This window comes from Catenulispora sp. GP43, assembly GCF_041260665.1.
GTDB lineage: Bacteria > Actinomycetota > Actinomycetes > Streptomycetales > Catenulisporaceae > Catenulispora.
Window position 1 is genome coordinate 48,808 of the sequence record NZ_JBGCCT010000046.1, and the last position, 21,041, is coordinate 69,848.

Below are 21,041 nucleotides of genomic sequence, written 5' to 3' on the forward strand. Positions count from 1 at the left end.
TCCGCGCCGAACCTGCCCGCCCACAGGACCGGTGTCACCGCTATCGGGTAGAAATTGACACTGTGGAGGCGCTGGAGCAGAAGAACACGGAGGGAAGGCCGGACGACAAGCCGACTGAGGTTCCGTTGCTGGACGCCCCCACCCCGGCCGACACCCCGGAGGGCGACGCGGCCGACCCGCGCCGGGCCGCCCGCCGCACCGCCCGCCAATCCGCACGTCAGGCCGCACACCAGGCCAAGCCCAAGCCGCCGCGCGAACCCGCGGCGGAGCTCCCCTATGCGCAGGTCGTCCTGGCGCTGGAACTCAGCCACCTGGACCGCGCCTTCGACTACCTCGTCCCGGCCGACCTGGACGCCGAAGCGCAGCCCGGCGTCCGGGTCCGGGTGAGGTTCGCCGGCCAGCTGGTCGACGGCTTCGTCATCAGCCGTGCCGCGGAGTCGGACTTCGCGGGCCGGTTCGAGTGGCTGCAGAAGGTCGTCTCCCCGCTGCCGGTCCTGACCCCGGAGATCCTGGACCTCGCCCGCACTGTCGCGGACCGCTATGCGGGAACGCTTGCGGACGTCCTGCGTCTGGCAGTGCCACCACGACACGCAAGTGCGGAGAAAGCTCCTGCGAAGGTGCTGGATAGCAGTCCTGACAAGCCGGTCGACGGAGCGCCGTGGGGCGTATACGGCGGAGGCCGCGAGTTCATAAAGGCACTTCAGCGCAAGACGGCGCCGAAGCTGCCGCGTGCGGTGTGGACCTGTTTGCCGGCCACTGACTGGGCCACGGCGATCGCGACGGCTATGCATGCGGTGGCGACTGACGGGATGGTGTTTCCGGAACCTGAGCCGGCGCAGGCACCGGTGGTGGGTGAGGAAGCGGAGATGGCTGCCGCGGATCCCGACGTGATCGTGGATGATCCGGCCACCCCTGATCTTGCGCCTGATCCGACCGATCCCGCGCTCCCGGATCCGGATCTGCCGACTGATTACGACATCGATACCGAAAGCTTGCGTGACCTGGACGAAGACCGGTACGGGGGAGGGGCAGGGGGCGAAGGCGGAGGCGAAGGAGGAGTCGGAGGCGGAGCGCAACCTGCATCGCCCGCTGCCGCCGCCAGCCCCGCCACCGCGACCGACCCCCTCCACATCCCCGGCCGAGGCGCCCTGGCCATCGTCCCCGACCACCGCGACCTGGCCCGCCTCGACGCCGCCCTCACCGAGGTCGCCGGCCCCGGCCACCACGTCGTCCTGTCCGAGGAGCTCGGCCCCGCCAAGCGCTACCAGAACTGGCTGGCCGTCCTGCGCGGCGACGTGAAGATGGTGATCGGCACCCGCTCCGCGATGTTCGCCCCGGTCGCCGACCTGGGCTTCGTCACCGTCTGGGACGACGGCGACGACCTCCACGCCGAACCCCGCGCCCCCTATCCGCACGTCCGCGAAGTGCTCCTCCTGCGCGCACACGTCACAGGCGCGGCCGCCCTTATCGGCGGCTATACGTGCACCGCAGAGGGTGCACAGCTAGTAGAGAGCAGATGGGCGTATCCCCTTACTGCGTTCCGCTCTACAGTCCGCGCGAAGTCTCCCCTTATCCGTACCTCTGGAGAGGAACAGGAGAAGGAAAGGGATCCCGCAGCCGCAGCCGCCCGCCTGCCGAACCTCGCGTGGCGAACGGCGCGCGCCGCCCTCGACGACGGCCCCGTCCTCATCCAGGTCCCGCGCGGCGGCTACGCACCGTCCCTGGCGTGCATCCGCTGTAGGAAACACGCACGCTGCAACCACTGTCACGGACCGCTGGAACTCACCTCCGGCCACGCGATGGCCTCCTGCCTATGGTGCGGCCGCCCCGCCGGCGGCTGGCGCTGCGACGGCATCCTCAACGACCGCCCCTGCGGCGGCGACCGCTTCCGCATGCTCGCCATCGGCGTCCAGCGCACCGCCGAGGAACTCGGGCGGGCGTTTGCGAACACCAAGGTCATCTCCTCAGCACAGGACACCGTCCTGTCCCAGGTCTCTGACAAACCGGCGCTTGTGGTGGCCACGCCCGGGGCCGAACCCGTGGCGGACGGCGGGTACGCGGCCGCGCTCCTGCTCGACGGCTGGTCCCTGCTGGCCCGCAGAGACCTGCGCTCCGGGGAGGAGGCCCTGCGCCGCTGGCTCAACGCCGCCGCGCTGGTGCGCCCGGGTACGGAGGGCGGCAAGGTCGTCATCATGGCCGAGCCCGGGCTGGCCCCGGTCCAGGCCCTCGTGCGCTGGGATCCGGTGTGGCACGCCCGTCGCGAGCTGACCGACCGCGGCGAGTTGCACTACCCGCCGCTGGCGCGGGTGGCCGAGCTCACAGGGACCCCGGCTGCCGTCGCCGAGGAGCTGAGCCTGCTGCGGCTGCCGGAGATGGCCGAAGTGCTCGGTCCGGTGGCGATCGACGCCCCGAGGTCGGACGAGCGCGCCGCTCAGAAGGCCGAGGCCCGTTCTGCCAAGAACGTCGACCGCCTGGGCCGAGGGGAGCGTCCCGACAAGGCGCGACCCGTCGAGGAGCGCCCCCGTCAGCAGCTGCACCGCGCGCTGGTCCGCGTCCCGCGGCGGCTTGGCGGCGACCTGTCCGCGGCCGTCCGCGAAGCCCAGGGCGTCCGCAGCGCCCGCAAGGCCGAGGACTGGGTGCGGGTCCGCATCGACCCGGTCCAGATCGGCTGAGCGCCCTGGCGTTCCGGTGCGCGTGCGGGAGCGGAACGGCCACGCTCCGCCACTGCCGCTGGGCTCCGTACACTAGATAGCCGAATCCCGTACACCCATGAACGGAGCGCGACCCTTGACCGTCCAGGCGATCCGCCTCTTCGGCGACCCGGTCCTGACCACGCCGGCCGCGCCGGTCGTCGACTTCGACAAGGAGCTGCGCACCCTTGTCAAGGACCTCACCGAAACGATGCTGGACGCGCCCGGCACCGGCCTCGCGGCCCCGCAGATCGGGGTCGGCCTGCGGGTCTTCACCTGGAACGTCGACAACGAGCTCGGCCACCTGGTGAACCCCAGCCTGGACCTGTCCGAGGAGGAGCAGGACGGCGACGAGGGCTGCCTGTCCATCCCGGACCTGGCCTTCCCCTGCAAGCGCGCCCTGCGCGTGGTCGCCAAGGGCTGGACCATGCACGGCGAGCCGGTGGAGGTCGAGGGCAGCGAGCTGCTGGCCCGCTGCATCCAGCACGAGACCGACCACCTGGACGGCGTGCTGTTCATCGACCGTCTGGACCGCGAGTGGCGCAAGAAGGCGATGCGCGCGATCCGGCTGGCCGACTGGGCCAACGACGGCGTCGAGCCGGTCGTGAAGGTGTCCCCGCACGCGACCTTCGGGCGGGCGATCTGACGATGCGCGTCCTGTTCGCCGGCACCCCCGAGCCCGCGCTGCCGTCCCTGCGCGCCCTGCTGGACTCCCGCCACGAGGTGGTCGCGGTCCTGTCCCGTCCCGACGCCCGCTCCGGCCGGGGCCGCCGCATGGAGGCCTCGCCGGTCGCGCGGCTGGCCGAGGAGGCCGGGGTCGAGGTGCTCAAGCCGGAGAAGGTGCGCGACCCGGCGTTCCTGGAGCGGCTGGCGGCGATCGCCCCGGACTGCTGCCCGATCGTGGCCTACGGCGGCCTGATCCCGAAGTCCGCGCTGGACGTCCCGCGCCACGGCTGGGTCAACCTGCACTTCTCGCTGCTGCCGGCCTGGCGCGGCGCGGCGCCGGTACAGCAGGCGCTGCTGCACGGCGACGAGATCACCGGCGCCTCGACCTTCCTGCTCGAGGAGGGGCTGGACACCGGACCGGTCTACGGCACCGTCACCGACGAGATCCGCCGCACCGACACCAGCGGTGACCTGCTGGCCCGGCTCGCCGAGTCCGGGGCCCGGCTGCTGACCGCCACCCTGGACGCCATCGAGGACGGCACCGCGCGCCCGGTCCCGCAGCCGGCCGACGGCGTCACGCTGGCCCCGAAGGTGCTGGCCGGCGACGCCCGCATCGACTGGACGGCCCCCGCGCTGCGCGTGGACCGGCTGGTCCGGGCCTGCACCCCGGCGCCCGGCGCCTGGACCGTCCTGCCGGGCGCGGACGGCGAGGAGGACCTGCGGGTGAAGATCTTCCCGGTCAGCGCGCTGCCCGGGGCCACCGACGTCCCGCCGGGCCGGATCGTGCGGGACTCGCGAGGATTGATGGTGGGCACCGGCAGCGGCCACACCGTGCGGCTGGGCGACGTGCAGCCGCAGGGCAAGCGGCGGATGCCGGCCGCGGACTGGGCGCGAGGGCTTCGGCTGAGCGGGGACGAAGCGTTCGTCTGAGCGGGCCGGCCCCGTCACCCACATCACCCACAGCCCCGTCGCAAAGGAACAGCGAGTTTTTCATGGCACCGCGCACGTCCACCTCCACCGCCGACCCGGCTCGCGCCGCCGCGCTCGAAGTCCTGGAGGCGGTGCGAACCCGGGACGCCTACGCGAACCTGCTGCTGCCCCGCGTCCTGCGCGACCGCGGCCTGACCGGCCGCGACGCCGCCTTCACCACCGAGCTGTGCCACGGCACGCTGCGCGGCCTGGGCACCTACGACGCGATCATCGCCGCCTGCGTGGACCGCGAGCTGGACGCCGTGGACCCGGTGGTGCTGGACGCGCTGCGGCTGGGCACGCACCAGCTGCTGGCGATGGACGTCCCGCCGCACGCCGCCGTGTCCACGACGGTGGACCTGGTCCGGACGGCCGCCAACGAGGGCGCCTCGCGGTTCGCCAACGCGGTCCTGCGCCGCGTCGGGCAGCGCGACCTGCGGGCGTGGATCGACCGGACCGCGCCGAACGCGCAGGACGACCCGGAGGGCTACCTCGCGGTGTCGCGCTCGCATCCGCGGTGGATCGTCTCAGCGCTGTGGGACTCGCTCCAGGCACACCGCGGGGCGCAGCGCGCGCACCAGGACATCGGCGAGCTGCTGGACGCCGACAACGCGCGCCCGGGTGTCACGCTGGTGACGCGGCCGGGGCTGGCGGAGGTCGCGGAGCTGACGGACCTGGGGGCGCTGGCGGCGCGGTATTCGCCGTACGCGGCGTATCTGGCCGGCGGCGATCCGGGTGCGCTGGCGCCGGTGCGCGAGGGGCGCGCCGGGGTGCAGGACGAGGGCAGCCAGCTGGTCGCGACCGCCTTGGCGGAGGCGCCGTTGGAAGGGCGGGACGAGCGGTGGCTCGACATGTGCGCCGGGCCCGGTGGGAAGGCCGCGCTGCTGGCCGGGCTGGCGCTGGAGCGTGGGGCGTCGCTGCTGGCGAGTGAGATCGCTCCGCATCGGGCTGAGCTGGTCCGCAGGGCTTTGCGGGGGTATGGGGACCGGCTGGAAGACCGTACCGAGCAGGCCGACCGTACCGAGCAGGCCGACCGTACCGAGCAGGCCGACCGTGCCGAGCAGGGCAACAGTGCCGACCAGCCCGACCACGGCCGCGGCACCCTCCAGGTCATCGCGGCCGACGGCATCCGCGCGCCCTGGCAGCCGGGCTCGTTCGACCGCGTCATGCTCGACGCACCCTGCACCGGCCTCGGCGCGCTGCGCCGGCGTCCGGAGTCGCGCTGGCGTCGCGGGCCGGAGGACCTCGAACGGCTGACGCGGGTGCAGCGGCGCCTGCTGTCCTCGGCGCTGGACTCCGTGCGGCCCGGGGGACTGGTCGCCTATGTGACCTGCTCCCCGCACCTGGAGGAGACACGCGACGTGGTCCGTCAGGTGGTGAAGGTGCGGCGGGACGTGGAGCGGGTGGACGCGCGGCCGTTGCTGCCCGGAGTGCCCGATCTCGGTGGCGGTCCCGATGTCCAGCTCTGGCCGCATCTGCACGGTACCGACGCCATGTATCTGGCGCTCTTGCGCCGTTCCTGAGGAAGATCGCCGCCGCACACTGTCTCAGAACGATCACAAGTTCGTCCCCGGCTCATCCGCGTAGTGACGTTTCGCACCCCCCAAGTGGTCTGGAGTTTTAGCAGGGCTGGTGCAAACGGCGATGGGGCGGGTGGGGTGGCATGACGTCTTCCGAAAGTGTGTCCGCGTTAAGGCGGGCCGGTCTGTGGGTGCCGCTGGGCGGCGCGGCTATGTCGGTGGCGGTGGCGGTATGGGTAGCAGCACCGTTGGGGCCACATCCGCTGGGGCTCCCCGCCCACACAGCGGGAATCGCTACGGAGAGCCCGGCCGGGGCTGGGGACTACGCGGCCGTAAGTAAGAGCACTGTGGCGATTCCCCAGGGCGATCCCAGCGCCCCGGATGAGGCCCGCTATACAGTCGCCCTTAAGAGCGACGACACCGGGCACTCCTGGAACGGCACCGAGCAGATCTCCTTTGCGAACTCCGGTACCGCTCCGATCACGGAGTTCTGGATACGGCTGTGGGGTAACGGTGACGCAGGTTGCGGAGCCGCACAGCCGGAACGCATCAGTGACCTGAGCGGCGGTTCTATAGCGGAGACCGAGCAGAAGTGCACGGCGTTCCGCATAGTGCTGGACACGGCGTTGGTACCTGGTGCGCGTACGCAGATCGGGTTCGACATAGCGATAGACGTTCCTACGCGGCGCGACCGGTTCGGGGTCAACGGCGTGGACACGTATGTGGGAGACGCTTTAGCGGTTCTGGCAGTCAAGGACGAACACGGTTGGGAGTTACCGCCGTACGTGGACTTCGGCGAGAGCTTCTATTCGCTGACCGCGGACTACGACGTGACCCTCGACCATCCGTCGACCTTGCAGGTCCCCTCGACCGGAGTCGTAGCGGGGGAGACCTCTGAGGGGAACAGGGTCATCACGCATATAGCGGCGCCCAAGGTACGCGACTTCTCCTGGTCCGCCGGTGCGTTCCACCACGACAGCATGGTCAGCTCCACCGGCGTGGAGGTCGACGCCTACTGGCCGAACTCCGAAAGCGACTCCAACTGCCAGAACCTGATGCGCTACGCGGCCCAGGCCCTGGACTCCTACTCCGCGCGCTTCGGCGCTTATCCCTACCCGCGCTTCACGATCGTCTTCGACGAGTTCGGCTCCGCCTTCGACGGGATGGAGTACCCGAACTACGTCCTGGCCTCCGCCTATGAGGGAGCGGTCGCGCACGAGGTCGCGCACCAGTGGTGGTTCGCCCTCGTCGGCGACGACCAGTACCGGCACCCGTGGCTCGACGAGGCGTTCGCGGAGTACAGCGCCGAGGAGTTCCAGGATTCGACGACACCGGCGCACAACTGTGACTGGATCGCCTCCGACGAGCGCATGGACGCCTCCATGGACACCTACGAGAGCGCCGGCGACACCCTCTACCACGACGCCGTCTACCACGAGGGCACGTGCATGCTCTTCGACCTGGAGCACACCATCGGCCGCGACGCCATGGACCGGATGCTACGCGGGCTCGTCACCGGGTTCGAGTACGGAGTGGAGCGGCCCGCGGACGTTCGCGCGATGGCGCAGAGCGTGTCGGGGCGCGACCTGTCGGCGTTCTGGGCCAAGTGGCGGAACACCGGCGACTGACGGTGGGGGTCGGTGTATGACGCCAAAAACGCGTTGACCCCCTCCGCCACCGCCACCAGACTGCTCGCTCATGACGCAGCATCAGCGCCCTGTCGCGCTCGTGACCGGAGTCGGCAGGCGGGTCGGGATCGGCGCGGCGATCGTGGAGACGCTGGCCCGCGACGGCTGGGACATCGGGCTCACCTACTGGCGTGCCTACGACGACCGCATGGACTGGGGCCGCGATGAGGAGGCGCTCGCGGCCATCACCGCGGACGCGCAGGCCCGCGGCGCGCGGGTCCACGCGGTCGAGGCGGACCTGGCGCTCGCCGAGACGCCGGAGGCGGTTTTCGCCGACGTGCGCGGTGCGCTGGGGGACGTCACGGCCCTGGTGATGGCGCACTGCGAGTCCGTGAACTCCTCGATCATGGACACCTCCGTGGAGGCGTGGGACCGGCACTTCGCGGTCAACGCGCGGGCGTCGTGGCTGCTGGTGCGCGAGTACGCCAAGGGCTTCGCCGGTCCGCACGGCGCCGGTCGGATCATCGCTTTGACCAGCGACGCCATCGTCCACAACCTGCCCTACGGGGCCAGCAAGGGCGCGCTGGACCGGCTCATGCTGGCCGCCGCGGTGGAGCTGCGCGAGCTCGGGGTGAGCGCCAACGCCGTCGATCCGGGGCCGACGCAGACCGGCTGGATGGACGACAACCTCGAGACCTACATCAGAGAACACACTCCGCTGGGACGCAACGGCGTTCCCTCGGACTGCGCGGAGCTTGTCGCGTTCCTGTGCTCCGCGCGCGGCGGCTGGATCAACGGACAGGTGCTGAACTCGGACGGCGGCTTCACCGCGGCCCGGTAGGGCCGGTGGGGCCGGTGGGGCCGGTGGCGAGCCCGAGGATCTCCACCGCCTGCTCCCGCATCTCCACCTTGCGCACCTTCCCGGTGACCGTCATGGGGAACCCGTCCACGACGTGCACATAGCGCGGGATCTTGAAGTGCGCGAGGTGTCCCTCGCAGAACGCGTGGACGTCCTCGGCGGTCAGCGGCTGCGCGCCGGGCCGCAGGCGGACCCAGGCCATCAGCTCCTCGCCGTACTTCTCGTCGGGGACTCCGATCACCTGGACGTCCTCCACGTCTGGATGCGCGTAGAGGAACTCCTCCACCTCGCGCGGATAGACGTTCTCACCGCCGCGGATCACCATGTCCTTGATGCGGCCGACGATGGCCACGTAGCCGTCGGCATCCATCTGCGCGAGGTCGCCGGTGTGCATCCAGCCGTCGGCGTCCACGGCCTCGGCGGTGCGCTCGGGCTCGTCCCAGTAGCCGAGCATGACGCTGTAGCCGCGGGTGCACAGCTCTCCGGGCTCGTCGGTGCCGAGGGTGGCGCCGCTGCCCGGGTCGACGATCTTGATCTCGACATGCGGGTGGACGCGGCCGACGGTGGCCACGCGGCGCTCCAGGCTGTCGTCGCGGCGGGTCTGGGTGGAGACCGGGGAGGTCTCGGTCATGCCGTAGGCGATGGTCACGTCCGTCATGCCCATCTCGCCGATGACCCGCTTCATCACCTCGACCGGGCACGGCGAGCCGGCCATGACGCCGGTGCGCAGGGAACTGAGGTCGTAGGTACCCGGGGACTTCTCCAGGAGCGCCAACTCCGCGATGAACATGGTGGGAACGCCATAGAGGACCGTGCAGTGTTCCTCGGAGACCGCGCGCAGGGTGTCGGCGGGGTCGAACAGCTGGCCGGGCAGCACCATGCAGGCGCCGTGGCTGGTGGCTCCGAGGTTGCCCATCACCATGCCGAAGCAGTGGTACAGCGGTACCGGTAGGCAGACGCGGTCCTCGTGCGTCCAGCCCTGGACTTCGGCGACCATGAAGCCGTTGCCCAGGACGTTGCGGTGCGACAGCGTCGCGCCCTTGGGGAATCCTGTGGTGCCGGATGTGTACTGGATGTCCACCGGGTCGTCGGGGTGCAGGCGGCTCTCGCGTTCGGCGAGCGCCGAGGCGGGCACCGTCGCGCCGCCCTCGACGAAGGTGGTCCAGCCGGGGGTGCCGATGTAGACGACGTCCTGGAGCTCGGGGCAGTCCTCGCGCACCGCGTTCACCATGGCGACGTAGTCGCTCGACTTCACCTGGGTGGCGGCGAACAGCAGGCTGGCCCCGGACTGCTTGAGGGTGAAGCGGATCTCGTGGACCCGGTACGCCGGGTTGAGGTTCACCAGTATCGCGCCGATCTTCGCCGCCGCGTACTGCACCAGGACCCATTCCGCACAGTTCGGCGACCAGATCCCCACCCGGTCGCCCTTGGCGACGCCGGCCGCGAGCATTCCGCGGGCCAGGTCCGTGACGGCCGTGTCGAACTCGGAGTACGTCCAGCGCCGGCCGGTCGCTGACTCCACCAGGGCGTCGCGCCCGGGGTGGGCGGCCGCGATCCGCGCCAGGTTCGCACCGATGGTCTCCTCCGGCAGAGGCGGGGAGTCGGGGCCCTTGCGGTGGGCTTCGAGGGCTTCGTCCCGGCTGCCAGCGTCGTTGCCGATCATGCCGTCTCACCTGCGCTTCTTCTGGGTTTCCTCTGGAGTCGACGTCAGGATTCGACACTAGTGGGTCGGTGCGGCGGCGTCGATGGGCCGCGCTGAGAGACACTCTCAGGGGCACGCGGTAATCTCCGAGTCAAGAGGTGTCTGCGATCGGAGGTGTGATGCGACAGGACAAGGGCTGGCTTCCCGGCCCTGACGCGCGGCCCACCAGGGCCCTGGCGCTGCTGATCACCGGCCTGACCGACGACGCGGTGGCGCGCCGGCTGGCGGTGAGCCGTCGGACGGTGCAGCGCGCGGTGCGGGACCTGATGGACGCCGCCGGCGCCCGGACCCGTATGCAGCTCGGCCACCACGCCGCCTGCGTCGGGCTGCCGATCCCCGATCTGCCGTCCGCGGTGGAGCCCCGGGACCGGCCGGCCCCGGCGGACCTGCGGCTGCTGGCGCTGCTGCTGGCCGACGCGCGGGTGGACCGCGTGCTCGGGGTCAGCCCGCGCAGCGTCGAGCGTGAGGTGCGGCGGCTGATGACGCTGGCCGGGGCGAAGAGCCGGGTGCAGCTGGGGTGGCTGGCGACGCGGTGGGGTTGGTTGCAGGGCGCGGATTGAGGGCGCGGACCGGCGACACAGACCGGCGACACAGACCGGCGACACAGACCGGCGACACAGACTGAAGTCATCCGGCGGCGGTGATCACGCTCGCGCGTTCCGCACCCCGCCGATCTGCCAGACTTTCCTCATGAGTCCCGTCCAGATCTCCCCGTCCATCCTCTCGGCCGACTTCGCGCGCCTGGCCGAGGAGGTCACCGCGGTCCCGTCGGCCGACTGGATCCACGTCGACGTGATGGACAACCACTTCGTGCCGAACCTGACGCTGGGGCTGCCGGTGGTGGAGGCGCTGGTGAAGGCCTCGCCGCGGCCGCTGGACTGCCACCTGATGATCGCCGACCCGGACCGCTGGGCGCCGGGCTACGCCGAGGCCGGGGCGGGCAGCGTCACCTTCCACGTGGAGGCCGCGCACGCGCCGATCCGGCTGGCGCGCGCCATCCGCTCGGCCGGGGCGCGGGCCGGGATGGCGCTGAAGCCGGCTACGCCGATCGAGCCGTACGAGGACATGTTGGCGGAGCTGGACATGGTCCTGCTGATGACCGTGGAGCCGGGCTTCGGCGGGCAGAAGTTCCTGGACGTGGTGCTGCCCAAGATCCGGCGCACGCGGCAGATGATCGACCGGCACGGCGGGTCGGTGTGGCTGCAGATCGACGGCGGCGTCGCCGCGGACACCATCGAGCGCTGCGCCGAGGCCGGGGCCGACGTGTTCGTCGCCGGCTCCGCGGTCTACGGCGCGGAGGACCCGGACCGGGCGATCCAGGCGCTGCGTGCCCAGGCCGAGGCGGCCGGCGCGCGGGTTGCCTGAGACAGCCTCACTGTGCCGGAGCCGCGGCCCCGGCTTCTTCAAGGGGCCGGACGAGGCAGAAGCTGACCGAGGATCCGGTTTCCACGTCCGCGTGGCCGAGGGCGTGGAACTTCTTGCAGACGTCCGGGTCGGCCTGGTCCTCGCGGGCGGTGACCCGGCGGCCGTCGGCGCTGGACCGGGCCTTCGCCGCGGACAGGGTGCCCGTGATGTGGCCGGCGGAGTCCACCTTGACGAAGTCGCCGGCCTTGACGCTGCTCACGTCGAACGACGAGGTCCGCATAGTCGCGAACAGCACGCCGCCGATCGTCGCCAGGACCAGCAGCGCCAGTATCACGGCGCGCGGCCGCAACCGTGCCGGCTGCCGGACCGGCGCGCCGGAGTTGTGCGGGCGCGGCACGGGGCGCTGACCGGTGCCGGTGGGCCGGCGCTGTTCGGGGCCCGGCCCCGGCCCCTGCCCCTGGACGCGTCGCCGCTGATCCGTGTTCTGCGACAGGCGGTTGCCGGTGTCGCTCGGCCGCCGCGGGGGGACGCCGGCCTGCCTGCCCGGCCCACCTGGTCCACCTGGTCCATCTGGTCCGCCGGAGCCTGCCGAGCCGGCCGTTCTGCTTGACCCGGTCGGTCCGCCGGCCCCGCCCGACCAGCCTGAGCTACGCGACCCGCCCGACCCGCGCGGCGTGGTCGTTCCGTGTGCTGTGCCCGAACCGTGTGCTACGCCGGGACCGTGCGACGTCCCCGAACCTCGCGAGGTGGTCACCGCCGACCCGCGCCCGGACGGAGTGCCCGGCCGGTACGGCGTACCGGCCGTCGGCGCCGCGAGCGTCCGATCCACCGCCGCCGTCCGCTCCACCGGCGCCGCCTCCCGCGCCGCGAGCAGCGTCCGCGCCTGCGCGATCCCGGCCCGGGCCCCGGGCTCCTTCTCCAGCAGCCCGGTGATCAGCGGTGTCAGCCGCCCGGCCCGCACCGGCGCCGGGGCCTCGTCCAGGATCACCGCGGTCAGCGTCCCGGTCGCGGTCTCCCGGTGGAAGGGCGAGAAGCCCTCGACCGCCTGGAACAGCGTCACGCCGAGCGAGAACAGGTCGCTGATGGCCAGTCCCTCGGTGCCGCGGGCCCGCTCCGGCGCGATGTACTCCACCGATCCCAGGAAGCTGCCGGCCGCGGTCAGCGCGGTGTCGGTGTCGCCGATCGCGATGCCGAAGTCGGTCAGCAGCACCTGTCCGTCGTCGGCCAGCATCACGTTCGCCGGCTTCACGTCGCGGTGCACGATCCCGGCGGCGTGCGCCGCCTCCAGCGCGTCCAGCAGCGCGCCGGCGACCAGGGTCGCGTGCGGCACGGACAGCGGGCCGAACGCCTCGACGTGCTCCTCCAGCGTGTGGCCGGCGACCAGCTGCATCACGGTCCACGGCACGCCGTCCTCGACCACCACGTCGTGCACGGCCACCACGTTCGGGTGGTCGCGCAGCCGGGCCGCGTTGCGGGCCTCGCGCTCGGCGCGGCGCAGGCGGTCGTCGGCGTCGGGCCCGGCGGCCGGCAGGTAGACCTCCTTGACCGCGACCTCGATGCGCAGCGCCTCGTCGGAGGCGCGCCAGACCCGGCCCATGCCGCCGGAGCCGAGCCGTGCCAGCAGCCGGTACCGGCCGCCGACCAGCTGCCCCGGCTCTGCCTGTCCAGCCATGCGCGTCCCCCCGGATCAGTGGTTTGTGTCGAGCTCAGGCTACGTGCTCATGCTTGCCGGGTGAGCCTACTGGCTGCGAAGTCAAAGGAGCGTTCACCCCAGTCCGCGCCGGTGTTCGCCCCACCGAACGATCTCGATCCCTGAGACGGGCGGCGGCGTGCGGCTATCCGGTAAAAATAGAACGTGTTACAGTTCTACGTGGAGCCAGGGGTGATGCGCACCACGCCCGGACCGCCCGGGAATGAATCGCGTGGCACACTGGTTCAGAACGACGAACGCGTGCTCCGGGGTCGGTGGAATTCCGAACCGGCGGTGACAGTCCGCGAACCGCTCGTTCGCTTCGGCGAACGGGTGGCCGATCCGGTGGAATTCCGGGACCGACGGTTAAAGTCCGGATGGGAGGCTGCACGCGACGGGCGTGCCGCCTCGCCGTGTCCGCACGGGACCGGCGCCGGTTCACGTCCCGTCGCGGCGTTCGCGACGGCTGCCGCCGATCTGGCGGAGTATGCCGTGGCGCGCCGCCTCCCCTCACGCACCCCCCTTCCCGGAGCCCGGGTTCGACAGGTTCGAACCGAGTGCCGACCGGCACGCGGATGAGGCGGATAGGGGAGCACACCGTGTTCACAGGCATCGTCGAAGAGCTCGGCCGCGTCGTCGCGCTGGACGTGGAGGGCGACTCCGCACGGCTGCGGGTGGCCGGACCGCTGGTCACCTCGGACGCCGAGCACGGCTCCTCGATCGCCGTCAACGGCGTGTGTCTGACCGTCATCGAGGCCGCCGACCAGGCCGCGCAGGCCGGGGAGTTCACCGCCGACGTGATGGCCGAGACCCTCGAGAAGTCCAGCCTCGGCGACCTCAAGCCCGGCGACCCGGTCAACCTCGAGCGCCCGATGAAGCTCGGCGCGCGCCTGGGCGGGCACCTGGTGCAGGGGCACGTCGACGGCGTCGGCACCGTGCTGGAGCGCATCCCGGGCGAGCACTGGGAGGTCGTCCGGGTCTCGCTGCCCTCGGCGCTGTCGCGCTACGTCGTGGACAAGGGCTCGATCACCGTGGACGGCATCTCGCTGACCGTGGTCGAGGCCGCCGCGGACTCCTTCACCGTGAGCCTGATCCCGACCACGCTTGAGCTGACCACGCTGGGCAGCAAGGGTCCGGGCGCGCCGGTGAACCTGGAGATCGACGTCATCGCCAAGTACACCGAGCGGCTGCTCGGCCTGGGCGACACCACCGCCGACCAGTCTGCGAGCGGCGTCTCCGGCGCCGCGGTGATCGGCGGGCAGCGGGCATGAACGACACCGACATACAAGGAGATCGCGGTATGAGCACCGTGGAAGCCGGTGTCGTGGAGGACACCGGGCACAGCGAGGTCACCGGGCACAGCGAGGCCACCGGGCACAGCGAGCCCATCGTCCTGGACACCATCGAGCGCGCGCTGAGCGAGCTGGCCGCCGGCCGTCCGGTCGTGGTGGTCGACGACGAGGACCGGGAGAACGAGGGCGACCTCATCTTCGCGGCCTCGCTGGCCACGCCCGAGGTCGTCGGGTTCACCATCCGGTACTCCTCCGGGGTGATCTGCGTGCCGCTGCCGGCCGCCGACGCCGACCGGCTCAACCTGCCCCCGATGACCGCGATCAACCAGGACCGCAAGGGCACCGCCTACACCGTCTCGGTGGACGCCCGCGACGGCGTGAGCACCGGTATCTCGGCGGCCGACCGGGCCCGCACCATCCGGCTGCTGGCCGACGCGGACACCACCGCCGAGGACCTGACCCGGCCCGGCCACGTCTTCCCGCTGCGCGCCAAGGACGGCGGCGTGCTGGTGCGCCCCGGCCACACTGAGGCCGCCGTCGACCTGTGCCGGCTGGCCGGGCTGCCGCTGGCGGCGGGGATCTGCGAGATCGTCGAGGACGACGGCTCGATGTCCCGGCTGCCGCAGCTGGCGAAGTTCGCCGAGCAGCACGGCCTGGCGCTGATCTCCATCGCCGACCTGATCGCCTACCGCCGCCGCACCGAGAAGTCGGTCACCCGGGCCGCCGAGACCCGGCTGCCCACCGCCTTCGGCGACTTCCGGGCCGTCGGATACCGCTCGGACGTCGACGGCATCGAGCACGTCGCGCTGGTCAAGGGCGAGATCGGGGACGGCGAGGACGTCCTGGTCCGGGTCCACTCCGAGTGCCTGACCGGCGACATCTTCGGGTCCCGGCGCTGCGACTGCGGCCCGCAGCTGCACGCCGCGCTGCGCGCCGTGGACGTCGAGGGCCGCGGCGTCGTGCTCTACATGCGCGGCCACGAGGGCCGCGGCATCGGTCTGATGCACAAGCTGCGCGCGTACGAGCTGCAGGAGCGCGGCCACGACACGGTGGACGCGAACCTGGAGCTGGGCCTGCCGGCCGACGCCCGCGACTACGGCACCGGCGCGCAGATCCTGGCCGACCTGGGCGTGCGCTCCATGCGGCTGCTGACCAACAACCCGGCCAAGCGTTCGGCGCTGGAGGGCTTCGGGCTCCAGGTGAACGGCCGCGTGCCGCTTCCCGGCAACGTCACCCCCGACAACATCCACTACCTGCGGACCAAGCGCGACCGGATGGGGCATGACCTGCCCGACCTGGACGAGGCGGAGGCCGACGCGTTGGCCGCGGCCGTCGTCGGCTGAGCCGGTACCGACCGTCGGTACCGACCACCGGTATCGACCACCCCTCAAGATCGGGACGCGATCCGCGCCTCCGGTCTGGAAGACTTGCCCCGCGCGGGACAAACACGCGGGGCCACGACAACGCACCAAGGAGTGAACAGAAGTGAGCGGAGCGGGAGCGCCTTCCATCGAGATCGAGGGTGGCGCCGACCTCAAGGTCGCGGTGGTGGCCGCGCAGTGGCACACCCAGGTGATGGACGGCCTGGTGGCCGGGGCCGAGAAGGCGCTCGCGGAGATCGGCGCGGAGCACGACCTGTTCCGCGCGCCGGGCTCCTTCGAGCTGCCGGTGGTGGCCAAGGCCCTGGCCGAGGCCGGGTACGACGCCGTGGTGGCGCTCGGCGTGGTGATCCGCGGCGGCACCCCGCACTTCGAGTACGTATGCGCCGCCGCCACCGACGGCCTGAACCGCGTGGCCCTGGACACCGGCGTCCCGATCGGCTTCGGCCTGCTCACCTGCGACACCGAGCAGCAGGCCCTGGACCGCGCGGGTCTGGCCGGCTCCCGGGAGGACAAGGGCCGCGAGGCCGTGGAGGCCGCGGTGTCGACCGCGCTGGTGCTGAAGAAGATCGGCGCGAAGCGGTGAACGCCTCGCCCGCAGCCGACGAACCCGTGGAGGTACGAGTGGGAACCGCGGTCCCGATCACCGCCAAGACCTTCGAGAGCCTGTTCGGCGAACTGACCGCCAAGGCCGAGCGCGGCGAGGAGGGCTCCCGCACGGTGGAGCTGCTGGGCCTCGGCGTGCACGCCATCGGCAAGAAGATCGTCGAGGAGGCCGCCGAGGTCTGGATGGCCGCCGAGTACGAGGACGGCGACCGGACGGCTGAGGAGATCTCGCAGCTGCTGTACCACGTGCAGGTGCTGATGCTGGCGCGTGGGCTGGAGCTTGAGGACGTGTACAAGCATCTGTGAGCTGGTGCGGGTGAGGGGCTTCGCGGGATCCGCGGGGCCCCTCACAGCTTCATCCCACCGAGTGAACACCCCGGCGCGCCCCGGCGACCTTGGTCGATACTGGCGGTGGAACACCGTCAACCACCGGTAACCGAAAGGTCACACGCCATGCTGCGCATCGCACTGCCGAATAAGGGATCGCTCTCGGAGGCGGCCACGGCGATGCTCCATGAGGCGGGCTACCGGCGGCGCAAGGACGGCAAGGAGCTGATGGTCGTTGACGCGGCCAACAACGCCGAGCTCTTCTTCCTGCGTCCGCGCGACATCGCCACCTACGTCGGGGCCGGTCGCCTGGACGTCGGGATCACCGGTCGCGACCTGCTGCTGGACTCCGGTGCCTCGGCCGAGCCGATCATGGACCTGGGCTTCGCCCGCTCCACCTTCCGCTTCGCGGCGCTGCCGGCGACGGTGGAGCAGGTGACGAAGGAGGGCGGGGTCGCCGGGCTGGCCGGGCTGCGGATCGCCTCGGCGTACCCGGGCGTGGTGCGCGAGTACCTGGCCGCCGCCGGCGTGTCGGCCGACGTGGTGAAGCTGGACGGCGCCGTCGAGGTGTCGATCGCGCTGGGCGTGGCCGACGTGGTGGCCGACGTCGTGGAGACCGGGACCACGCTGCGGCACGCCGGGCTGGAGGTCTTCGGCGAGCCGATCCTGACCTCCGAGGCGCAGCTGATCCGGCGGATCGGCGCCGAGGAGAGCCCGGCGGTCGAGCAGTTCCTGCGGCGGCTCAAGGGCGTGATCACGGCGCGTGAGTACGTGCTGATGGACTACGACATCCGCGCCGAGAACGTGGACCGGGCGGTCCAGGTCACCCCGGGCATCGAGTCGCCGACCGTGTCCCCGCTGCATGACAAGGGCTGGGTCGCCGTGCGGTCGATGGTCCAGCGCAGCGAGGCCCAGCGGATGATGGACGACTTGTGGGATCTGGGTGCGAGGGGAATCCTCGTCACGGATATCCTCGCGTGTCGGCTTTAGTTGTCAGGGTTCGGCGAGCCCGGGATGAAACGGACCAGCGTGCAGGTGACGGACAATCACGATCACGACCGCCAGGCCCCCGGCCCGCTCGACCCGTACAACCTCCCGGTCCCCGATCGCGTTCCGCCGCTGCCGGTGACGTTCCGGCCGCGGCGCACCCGGGTGGCGGTGCTGGCGGTCTCCACGGCGCTGATCGCCACCCTGGTCGTGGTGTCGCTGATACTGCCGGACACCGGCCCGACCGCCTGGTCGGTCCCCGAGCGGGTGGGCTTCGCCGCCATCGGCCCCCTCATCTCCGCCGGCCTGTACCTGCTGGCGCGCCCGAAGATCGTCGCGGACGAGGCCGGCCTGACGGTGGTCAACACCGTGCGCACGCAGCACCTGGAGTGGGCGCAGATCGTGCGGGTGAACCTTCGGCCCGGTGACCCGTGGGTCCTGCTGGACCTGGACAGCGGCGAGGTGCTGCCGGCGATGGGGATCCAGGCCTCCGGCGGGAAGGCGGCGCGCAAGGCCGCCGGGGAGTTGCGGGCGTTGGTGGATGAGCACACGGTGACCGAGCGGGACGACTGAGGACTGGCGACCGGCGACTGGCGACTGGCGACTGGCGACTGAGGACAGGCGACTGAATACCTGACTCCTGGAACGCAAAGAGCGCCGCAGCGAGATGCTGCAGCGCTCTTCTTATGAGCTAAGCGGCTGCGCTAAGCCGCGCCCAGCGAAGCCGTCGCCAGCTTCAGCGCAAACCCCAGGAACAACGACCCGATCCCGCCGGTCATCGACGCCGCCAGCCGCTTGCGCCGCCGGAACGCCGTCGCGAGCCGGTGGCCGGTGAAGATCAGCACGCTCAGATATCCGGCCGAGAACAGCATCACGATCGTCGACAGCAGTGCGAACGCCTCCGTCGGGTGCGCCGCGTGCGGGCTCACGAACTGGGTCAGGAACGCCAGGTCGAACAGGATCGCCTTCGGGTTCAGCAGGCTGACCACCAGTGCGCGGCGGAACGGGCGCTCGGCGGCCTCCACGGCCTCGGCCATCGCGGCGGCTTCGGCGGCCGGGGCCGCGGCGCGCTGGCGCCAGGCCTTCAGGGCCGCGCGCAGCATGCCGAAACCGAGCCAGGCCAGGTAGCCCGCGCCGAGGAACTTCACCACGTCGAAGGTCGCGGGCGAGCGCTTGAGCATCGACGCCGCGCCGGCGGCGGTCAGGGTCAGCAGTACCGCGTCGCCGAGGAACACGCCGGACGCGGCGCGGTAGCCGGTGCGAACGCCCTTGCGCGCGCCGACGGTCAGCACGTACAGCGAGTTGGGCCCCGGCAGCAGCACTATCAGCAGGGCGCCGAGCACGAAGGTCGGCAGATCAACAGTCCCGAGCATGCCGAGACTGTCTCATACGGCACCCCCGTCGTGTACAGCGGTGTCACTGGTCGGAACCGGCTGCACCGCTTACCGCTTGAAGTTCGCGAAGGGGTCCTGCCCCGGCGCCTCGCCGCCGTCCTCGGGGTGCTCCGCGGCGTGCTCCTCCCGCAGGACTCGCCGCAGTACCTTGCCGATCATGTTGCGCGGCAGGTCGTCGCGGAAGGAGATGAGCTTGGGGACCTTGTAGGGCGCCAAGTGCTGGTGCGCGAACACGTCGAGCTCCTCGGCGGTCGCCGACATACCCTCCGCGAGCTGGATCACCGCCTTCACCGTCTCCCCGCGGTACGGGTCCGGCACGCCGATCACCGCCGCGTCGTAGACGGCCGGGTGTTCGCGCAGCACGTCCTCGATCTCCGAGGGGTAGATGGAGAAGCCGGAGGCGATGACCACGTCTCGCTTGCGGTCGATCAGCGTCACGTAGCCGTCCGGGGACATCACCCCGATGTCGCCGGTGTACAGCCAGCCGTTGCGCAGCGCGAGCTTGGTCTCGTCCTCCTGGTTCCAGTAGCCCTGGAACAGCTGCGGTCCGAACACGACCAGCTCCCCGGCCGCGCCGATCGGCAGCACGCGGTCCTGACGGAACTCGTCGACGATCTTCACGTGCGTGTTCGGCAGCGGCAGCCCGATGGTGCCGGGCCGGGAGTTGGCGTTCAGCGGGTTGGCCAGGGTCACCGGGGAGGACTCGGTCATGCCGTAGCCCTCGGCGAGCCGGCCGCCGGTCGCCTTCTGGAAGGCGTCGATCGTGTCCACCGGCAGCCGCATGGCCCCGGAGATGCAGGTCCGGATGGAGCGCAGGTCGTACTTGCCGATCTTGGCGTGCTCCAGCAGCTTGGAGTAGATCGGCGGCACGCCGGGGAACACCGTGGGCCGCTCGTGCTTGACCGCGTCCAGCACCAGCTCCGGGTCGAACGTCGGCAGCAGGACCAGCGTCCCGGCCAGCAGCACGCCGGTGACCACGCACAGCATCAGGCCGTAGACGTGGAACAGCGGCAGCACGCACAGCACCGACTCCCGGCCCACCTGGGCGCCCTGGTCCCAGGCCTGCACCTGGTGCGCGTTGGCGACCAGGTTGCGGTGGGTGAGCATGGCGCCCTTCGGCCGGCCGGTGGTGCCGCCGGTGTACTGCAGCACCGCCAGGTCGTGGGCCGCGTCCACCGGTTCCTGCTCGACCGGGCCCGGCGAGGTGTCCATCAGCTCGGTGTACGGCACCGCCCGCGCGCCCGGCGGCAGCGGCGTGATCAGCCGCTCGCGCTTCTCCCGGGCCGCGCCCAGCGGCAGGTCCAGCAGCTTGCGCTTGAGCGAGGGCAGGAAGTCGGCCAGGCAGACCGAGATCACGTGCTCGACCGCGGTGCCCGGCCGGGCCGCGTCCAGGGTGGCGTAGGCGCCGTCGAAGACGATCGCCACCTTCGCACCCGAGTCGGTGAGCTGGTGCCGCAGCTCGGAGTCGGTGTACAGGGGGTTGCAGGCGACCATCACGGCGCCGAGCCGGGTGATCGCGAAGAAGGCGGTGACCGCGGCCGGGCAGTTCGGCAGCACCAGCGCGACCCGGTCGCCCTTGGCCACGCCGAGCGCCCGCAGCGCCCCGGCCAGCCGGTCGACGTCCCGGCGCAGCTGCTTGTAGCTGGTCTTGCGGCCGAAGAAGACCAGGGCGGCGCGGTCCGGGAAGGCGTCGGCCGCGTCGTCCAGGAGCCTGGTCACCGGGACGTCGGGGACGGTTACGTCGGTGGGCACACCCGCTGCGTAGAACCGCAGCCATGGCCGTTCCGCATAGGGATCGGGCACGGCGGTAGACGGGTCGGTCTGGCTCACAAGCGGAGTCAAACATGTATCGAGAAGCTTGTCAGTAGCCCTCTAGATGATTGAGTCCGATCGTTGGGCTGGTCAGTGGTCGTAAGCGATTAGTGATCGCTTGCTGGGTGCGCCGGTCTTGGTGTTGTGCCAGATCG

At 71.4% G+C, this 21,041-nt stretch carries 18 protein-coding genes and 1 riboswitch; of the genes, 14 read left to right on the forward strand and 4 right to left on the reverse strand.

The window, feature by feature from the left end:
- The first annotated feature begins 62 nt into the window (after nucleotides 1–62).
- The 6 genes from ABH926_RS50035 (at nucleotide 63) to ABH926_RS50060 (ending at nucleotide 8,314) form a co-directional block, all read left to right on the forward strand.
- Nucleotides 63–2,672: a primosomal protein N' gene (locus ABH926_RS50035; RefSeq protein ID WP_370374479.1), complete on the forward strand. Its 2,610-nt coding sequence runs from the start codon at nucleotides 63–65 to the stop codon at nucleotides 2,670–2,672.
- A 115-nt stretch (nucleotides 2,673–2,787) separates the two neighbouring features.
- On the forward strand, nucleotides 2,788–3,336 hold the full coding sequence (gene def, locus ABH926_RS50040; protein WP_370374480.1) for a peptide deformylase: 549 nt from the start codon (nucleotides 2,788–2,790) through the stop codon (nucleotides 3,334–3,336).
- Nucleotides 3,337–3,338: 2 nt separating this feature from the next.
- Entirely contained in the window at nucleotides 3,339–4,286 is a 948-nt protein-coding gene (fmt, locus tag ABH926_RS50045) for a methionyl-tRNA formyltransferase (RefSeq protein ID WP_370374481.1), read from the forward strand.
- A gap of 62 nt (nucleotides 4,287–4,348) precedes the next feature.
- Nucleotides 4,349–5,848: an RsmB/NOP family class I SAM-dependent RNA methyltransferase gene (locus tag ABH926_RS50050; protein WP_370374482.1), complete on the forward strand. Its 1,500-nt coding sequence runs from the start codon at nucleotides 4,349–4,351 to the stop codon at nucleotides 5,846–5,848.
- Between the two features lie 344 nt (nucleotides 5,849–6,192).
- Nucleotides 6,193–7,473 carry a M1 family metallopeptidase gene (locus tag ABH926_RS50055; RefSeq protein ID WP_370374483.1) on the forward strand — a complete coding sequence of 427 codons (1,281 nt, stop codon included), beginning with the start codon at nucleotides 6,193–6,195 and terminating at the stop codon, nucleotides 7,471–7,473.
- Nucleotides 7,474–7,543: 70 nt separating this feature from the next.
- On the forward strand, nucleotides 7,544–8,314 hold the full coding sequence (locus ABH926_RS50060) for an SDR family oxidoreductase (protein WP_370374484.1): 771 nt from the start codon (nucleotides 7,544–7,546) through the stop codon (nucleotides 8,312–8,314).
- On the opposite strand, the gene ABH926_RS50065 is transcribed toward ABH926_RS50060, so the two are convergent.
- On the reverse strand, nucleotides 8,298–9,995 hold the full coding sequence (locus tag ABH926_RS50065; protein WP_370374485.1) for an AMP-binding protein: 1,698 nt from the start codon (nucleotides 9,993–9,995) through the stop codon (nucleotides 8,298–8,300). The genes ABH926_RS50060 and ABH926_RS50065 overlap by 17 nt on opposite strands.
- Nucleotides 9,996–10,153: 158 nt before the next feature.
- Here ABH926_RS50065 and ABH926_RS50070 point away from each other — a divergent pair, with 158 nt between their 5' ends.
- Together ABH926_RS50070 and rpe are read left to right on the forward strand one after the other, a co-directional pair.
- Nucleotides 10,154–10,594 (forward strand): helix-turn-helix domain-containing protein, encoded by a 441-nt coding sequence (locus ABH926_RS50070; protein WP_370374486.1) that lies wholly within the window; start codon nucleotides 10,154–10,156, stop codon nucleotides 10,592–10,594.
- A gap of 130 nt (nucleotides 10,595–10,724) precedes the next feature.
- Nucleotides 10,725–11,399, forward strand: coding sequence for a ribulose-phosphate 3-epimerase (gene rpe, locus ABH926_RS50075; RefSeq protein WP_370374487.1), 675 nt, complete (start codon nucleotides 10,725–10,727; stop codon nucleotides 11,397–11,399).
- Between the two features lie 7 nt (nucleotides 11,400–11,406).
- On the opposite strand, the gene ABH926_RS50080 is transcribed toward rpe, so the two are convergent.
- Nucleotides 11,407–13,071, reverse strand: a complete 1,665-nt coding sequence (locus ABH926_RS50080; protein ID WP_370374488.1) for a serine/threonine-protein kinase — start codon at nucleotides 13,069–13,071, stop codon at nucleotides 11,407–11,409.
- A 275-nt stretch (nucleotides 13,072–13,346) separates the two neighbouring features.
- Nucleotides 13,347–13,484: riboswitch (FMN riboswitch) on the forward strand.
- A gap of 204 nt (nucleotides 13,485–13,688) precedes the next feature.
- Here ABH926_RS50080 and ABH926_RS50085 point away from each other — a divergent pair.
- The 6 genes from ABH926_RS50085 to ABH926_RS50110 all read left to right on the forward strand — a co-directional run bounded on the left by ABH926_RS50085 (nucleotide 13,689) and on the right by ABH926_RS50110 (nucleotide 18,253).
- Complete coding sequence (locus ABH926_RS50085) at nucleotides 13,689–14,360, forward strand: riboflavin synthase (protein ID WP_370374489.1); 672 nt, start codon at nucleotides 13,689–13,691, stop codon at nucleotides 14,358–14,360.
- Between the two features lie 29 nt (nucleotides 14,361–14,389).
- Nucleotides 14,390–15,724 (forward strand): bifunctional 3,4-dihydroxy-2-butanone-4-phosphate synthase/GTP cyclohydrolase II, encoded by a 1,335-nt coding sequence (locus ABH926_RS50090; RefSeq protein WP_370374490.1) that lies wholly within the window; start codon nucleotides 14,390–14,392, stop codon nucleotides 15,722–15,724.
- 142 nt (nucleotides 15,725–15,866) lie between these two features.
- Entirely contained in the window at nucleotides 15,867–16,346 is a 480-nt protein-coding gene (ribH, locus tag ABH926_RS50095; protein ID WP_370374491.1) for a 6,7-dimethyl-8-ribityllumazine synthase, read from the forward strand.
- Between the two features lie 56 nt (nucleotides 16,347–16,402).
- The gene (locus tag ABH926_RS50100) at nucleotides 16,403–16,672 is read left to right on the forward strand and encodes a phosphoribosyl-ATP diphosphatase (RefSeq protein ID WP_370374498.1); all 270 of its coding nucleotides are present in this window, start codon (nucleotides 16,403–16,405) and stop codon (nucleotides 16,670–16,672) included.
- 147 nt (nucleotides 16,673–16,819) lie between these two features.
- Entirely contained in the window at nucleotides 16,820–17,683 is an 864-nt protein-coding gene (gene hisG / locus ABH926_RS50105) for an ATP phosphoribosyltransferase (protein ID WP_370374492.1), read from the forward strand.
- 24 nt (nucleotides 17,684–17,707) lie between these two features.
- Entirely contained in the window at nucleotides 17,708–18,253 is a 546-nt protein-coding gene (locus ABH926_RS50110; RefSeq protein ID WP_370374493.1) for a PH domain-containing protein, read from the forward strand.
- 131 nt (nucleotides 18,254–18,384) lie between these two features.
- On the opposite strand, the gene leuE is transcribed toward ABH926_RS50110, so the two are convergent.
- Together leuE and ABH926_RS50120 are read right to left on the reverse strand one after the other, a co-directional pair.
- Nucleotides 18,385–19,053, reverse strand: coding sequence for a leucine efflux protein LeuE (gene leuE, locus ABH926_RS50115; RefSeq protein WP_370374494.1), 669 nt, complete (start codon nucleotides 19,051–19,053; stop codon nucleotides 18,385–18,387).
- Between the two features lie 69 nt (nucleotides 19,054–19,122).
- The gene (locus ABH926_RS50120; RefSeq protein ID WP_370374495.1) at nucleotides 19,123–20,826 is read right to left on the reverse strand and encodes an AMP-binding protein; all 1,704 of its coding nucleotides are present in this window, start codon (nucleotides 20,824–20,826) and stop codon (nucleotides 19,123–19,125) included.
- Between the last annotated feature and the right edge of the window lie 215 nt (nucleotides 20,827–21,041).

What these genes read in the sequence shown, in the direction of transcription:
- fmt (WP_370374481.1), top strand. Translation starts at nt 3,339, where the DNA reads ATGCGCGTCCTGTTCGCCGGCACCCCCGAGCCCGCGCTGCCGTCCCTG.
- ABH926_RS50050 (WP_370374482.1), top strand. Translation starts at nt 4,349, where the DNA reads ATGGCACCGCGCACGTCCACCTCCACCGCCGACCCGGCTCGCGCCGCC.
- ABH926_RS50060 (WP_370374484.1), top strand. Translation starts at nt 7,544, where the DNA reads ATGACGCAGCATCAGCGCCCTGTCGCGCTCGTGACCGGAGTCGGCAGG.
- ABH926_RS50065 (WP_370374485.1), bottom strand. Translation starts at nt 9,995, where the DNA reads ATGATCGGCAACGACGCTGGCAGCCGGGACGAAGCCCTCGAAGCCCAC.
- ABH926_RS50070 (WP_370374486.1), top strand. Translation starts at nt 10,154, where the DNA reads ATGCGACAGGACAAGGGCTGGCTTCCCGGCCCTGACGCGCGGCCCACC.
- rpe (WP_370374487.1), top strand. Translation starts at nt 10,725, where the DNA reads ATGAGTCCCGTCCAGATCTCCCCGTCCATCCTCTCGGCCGACTTCGCG.
- ABH926_RS50080 (WP_370374488.1), bottom strand. Translation starts at nt 13,071, where the DNA reads ATGGCTGGACAGGCAGAGCCGGGGCAGCTGGTCGGCGGCCGGTACCGG.
- ABH926_RS50090 (WP_370374490.1), top strand. Translation starts at nt 14,390, where the DNA reads ATGAGCACCGTGGAAGCCGGTGTCGTGGAGGACACCGGGCACAGCGAG.
- hisG (WP_370374492.1), top strand. Translation starts at nt 16,820, where the DNA reads ATGCTGCGCATCGCACTGCCGAATAAGGGATCGCTCTCGGAGGCGGCC.
- ABH926_RS50110 (WP_370374493.1), top strand. Translation starts at nt 17,708, where the DNA reads ATGAAACGGACCAGCGTGCAGGTGACGGACAATCACGATCACGACCGC.
- leuE (WP_370374494.1), bottom strand. Translation starts at nt 19,053, where the DNA reads ATGCTCGGGACTGTTGATCTGCCGACCTTCGTGCTCGGCGCCCTGCTG.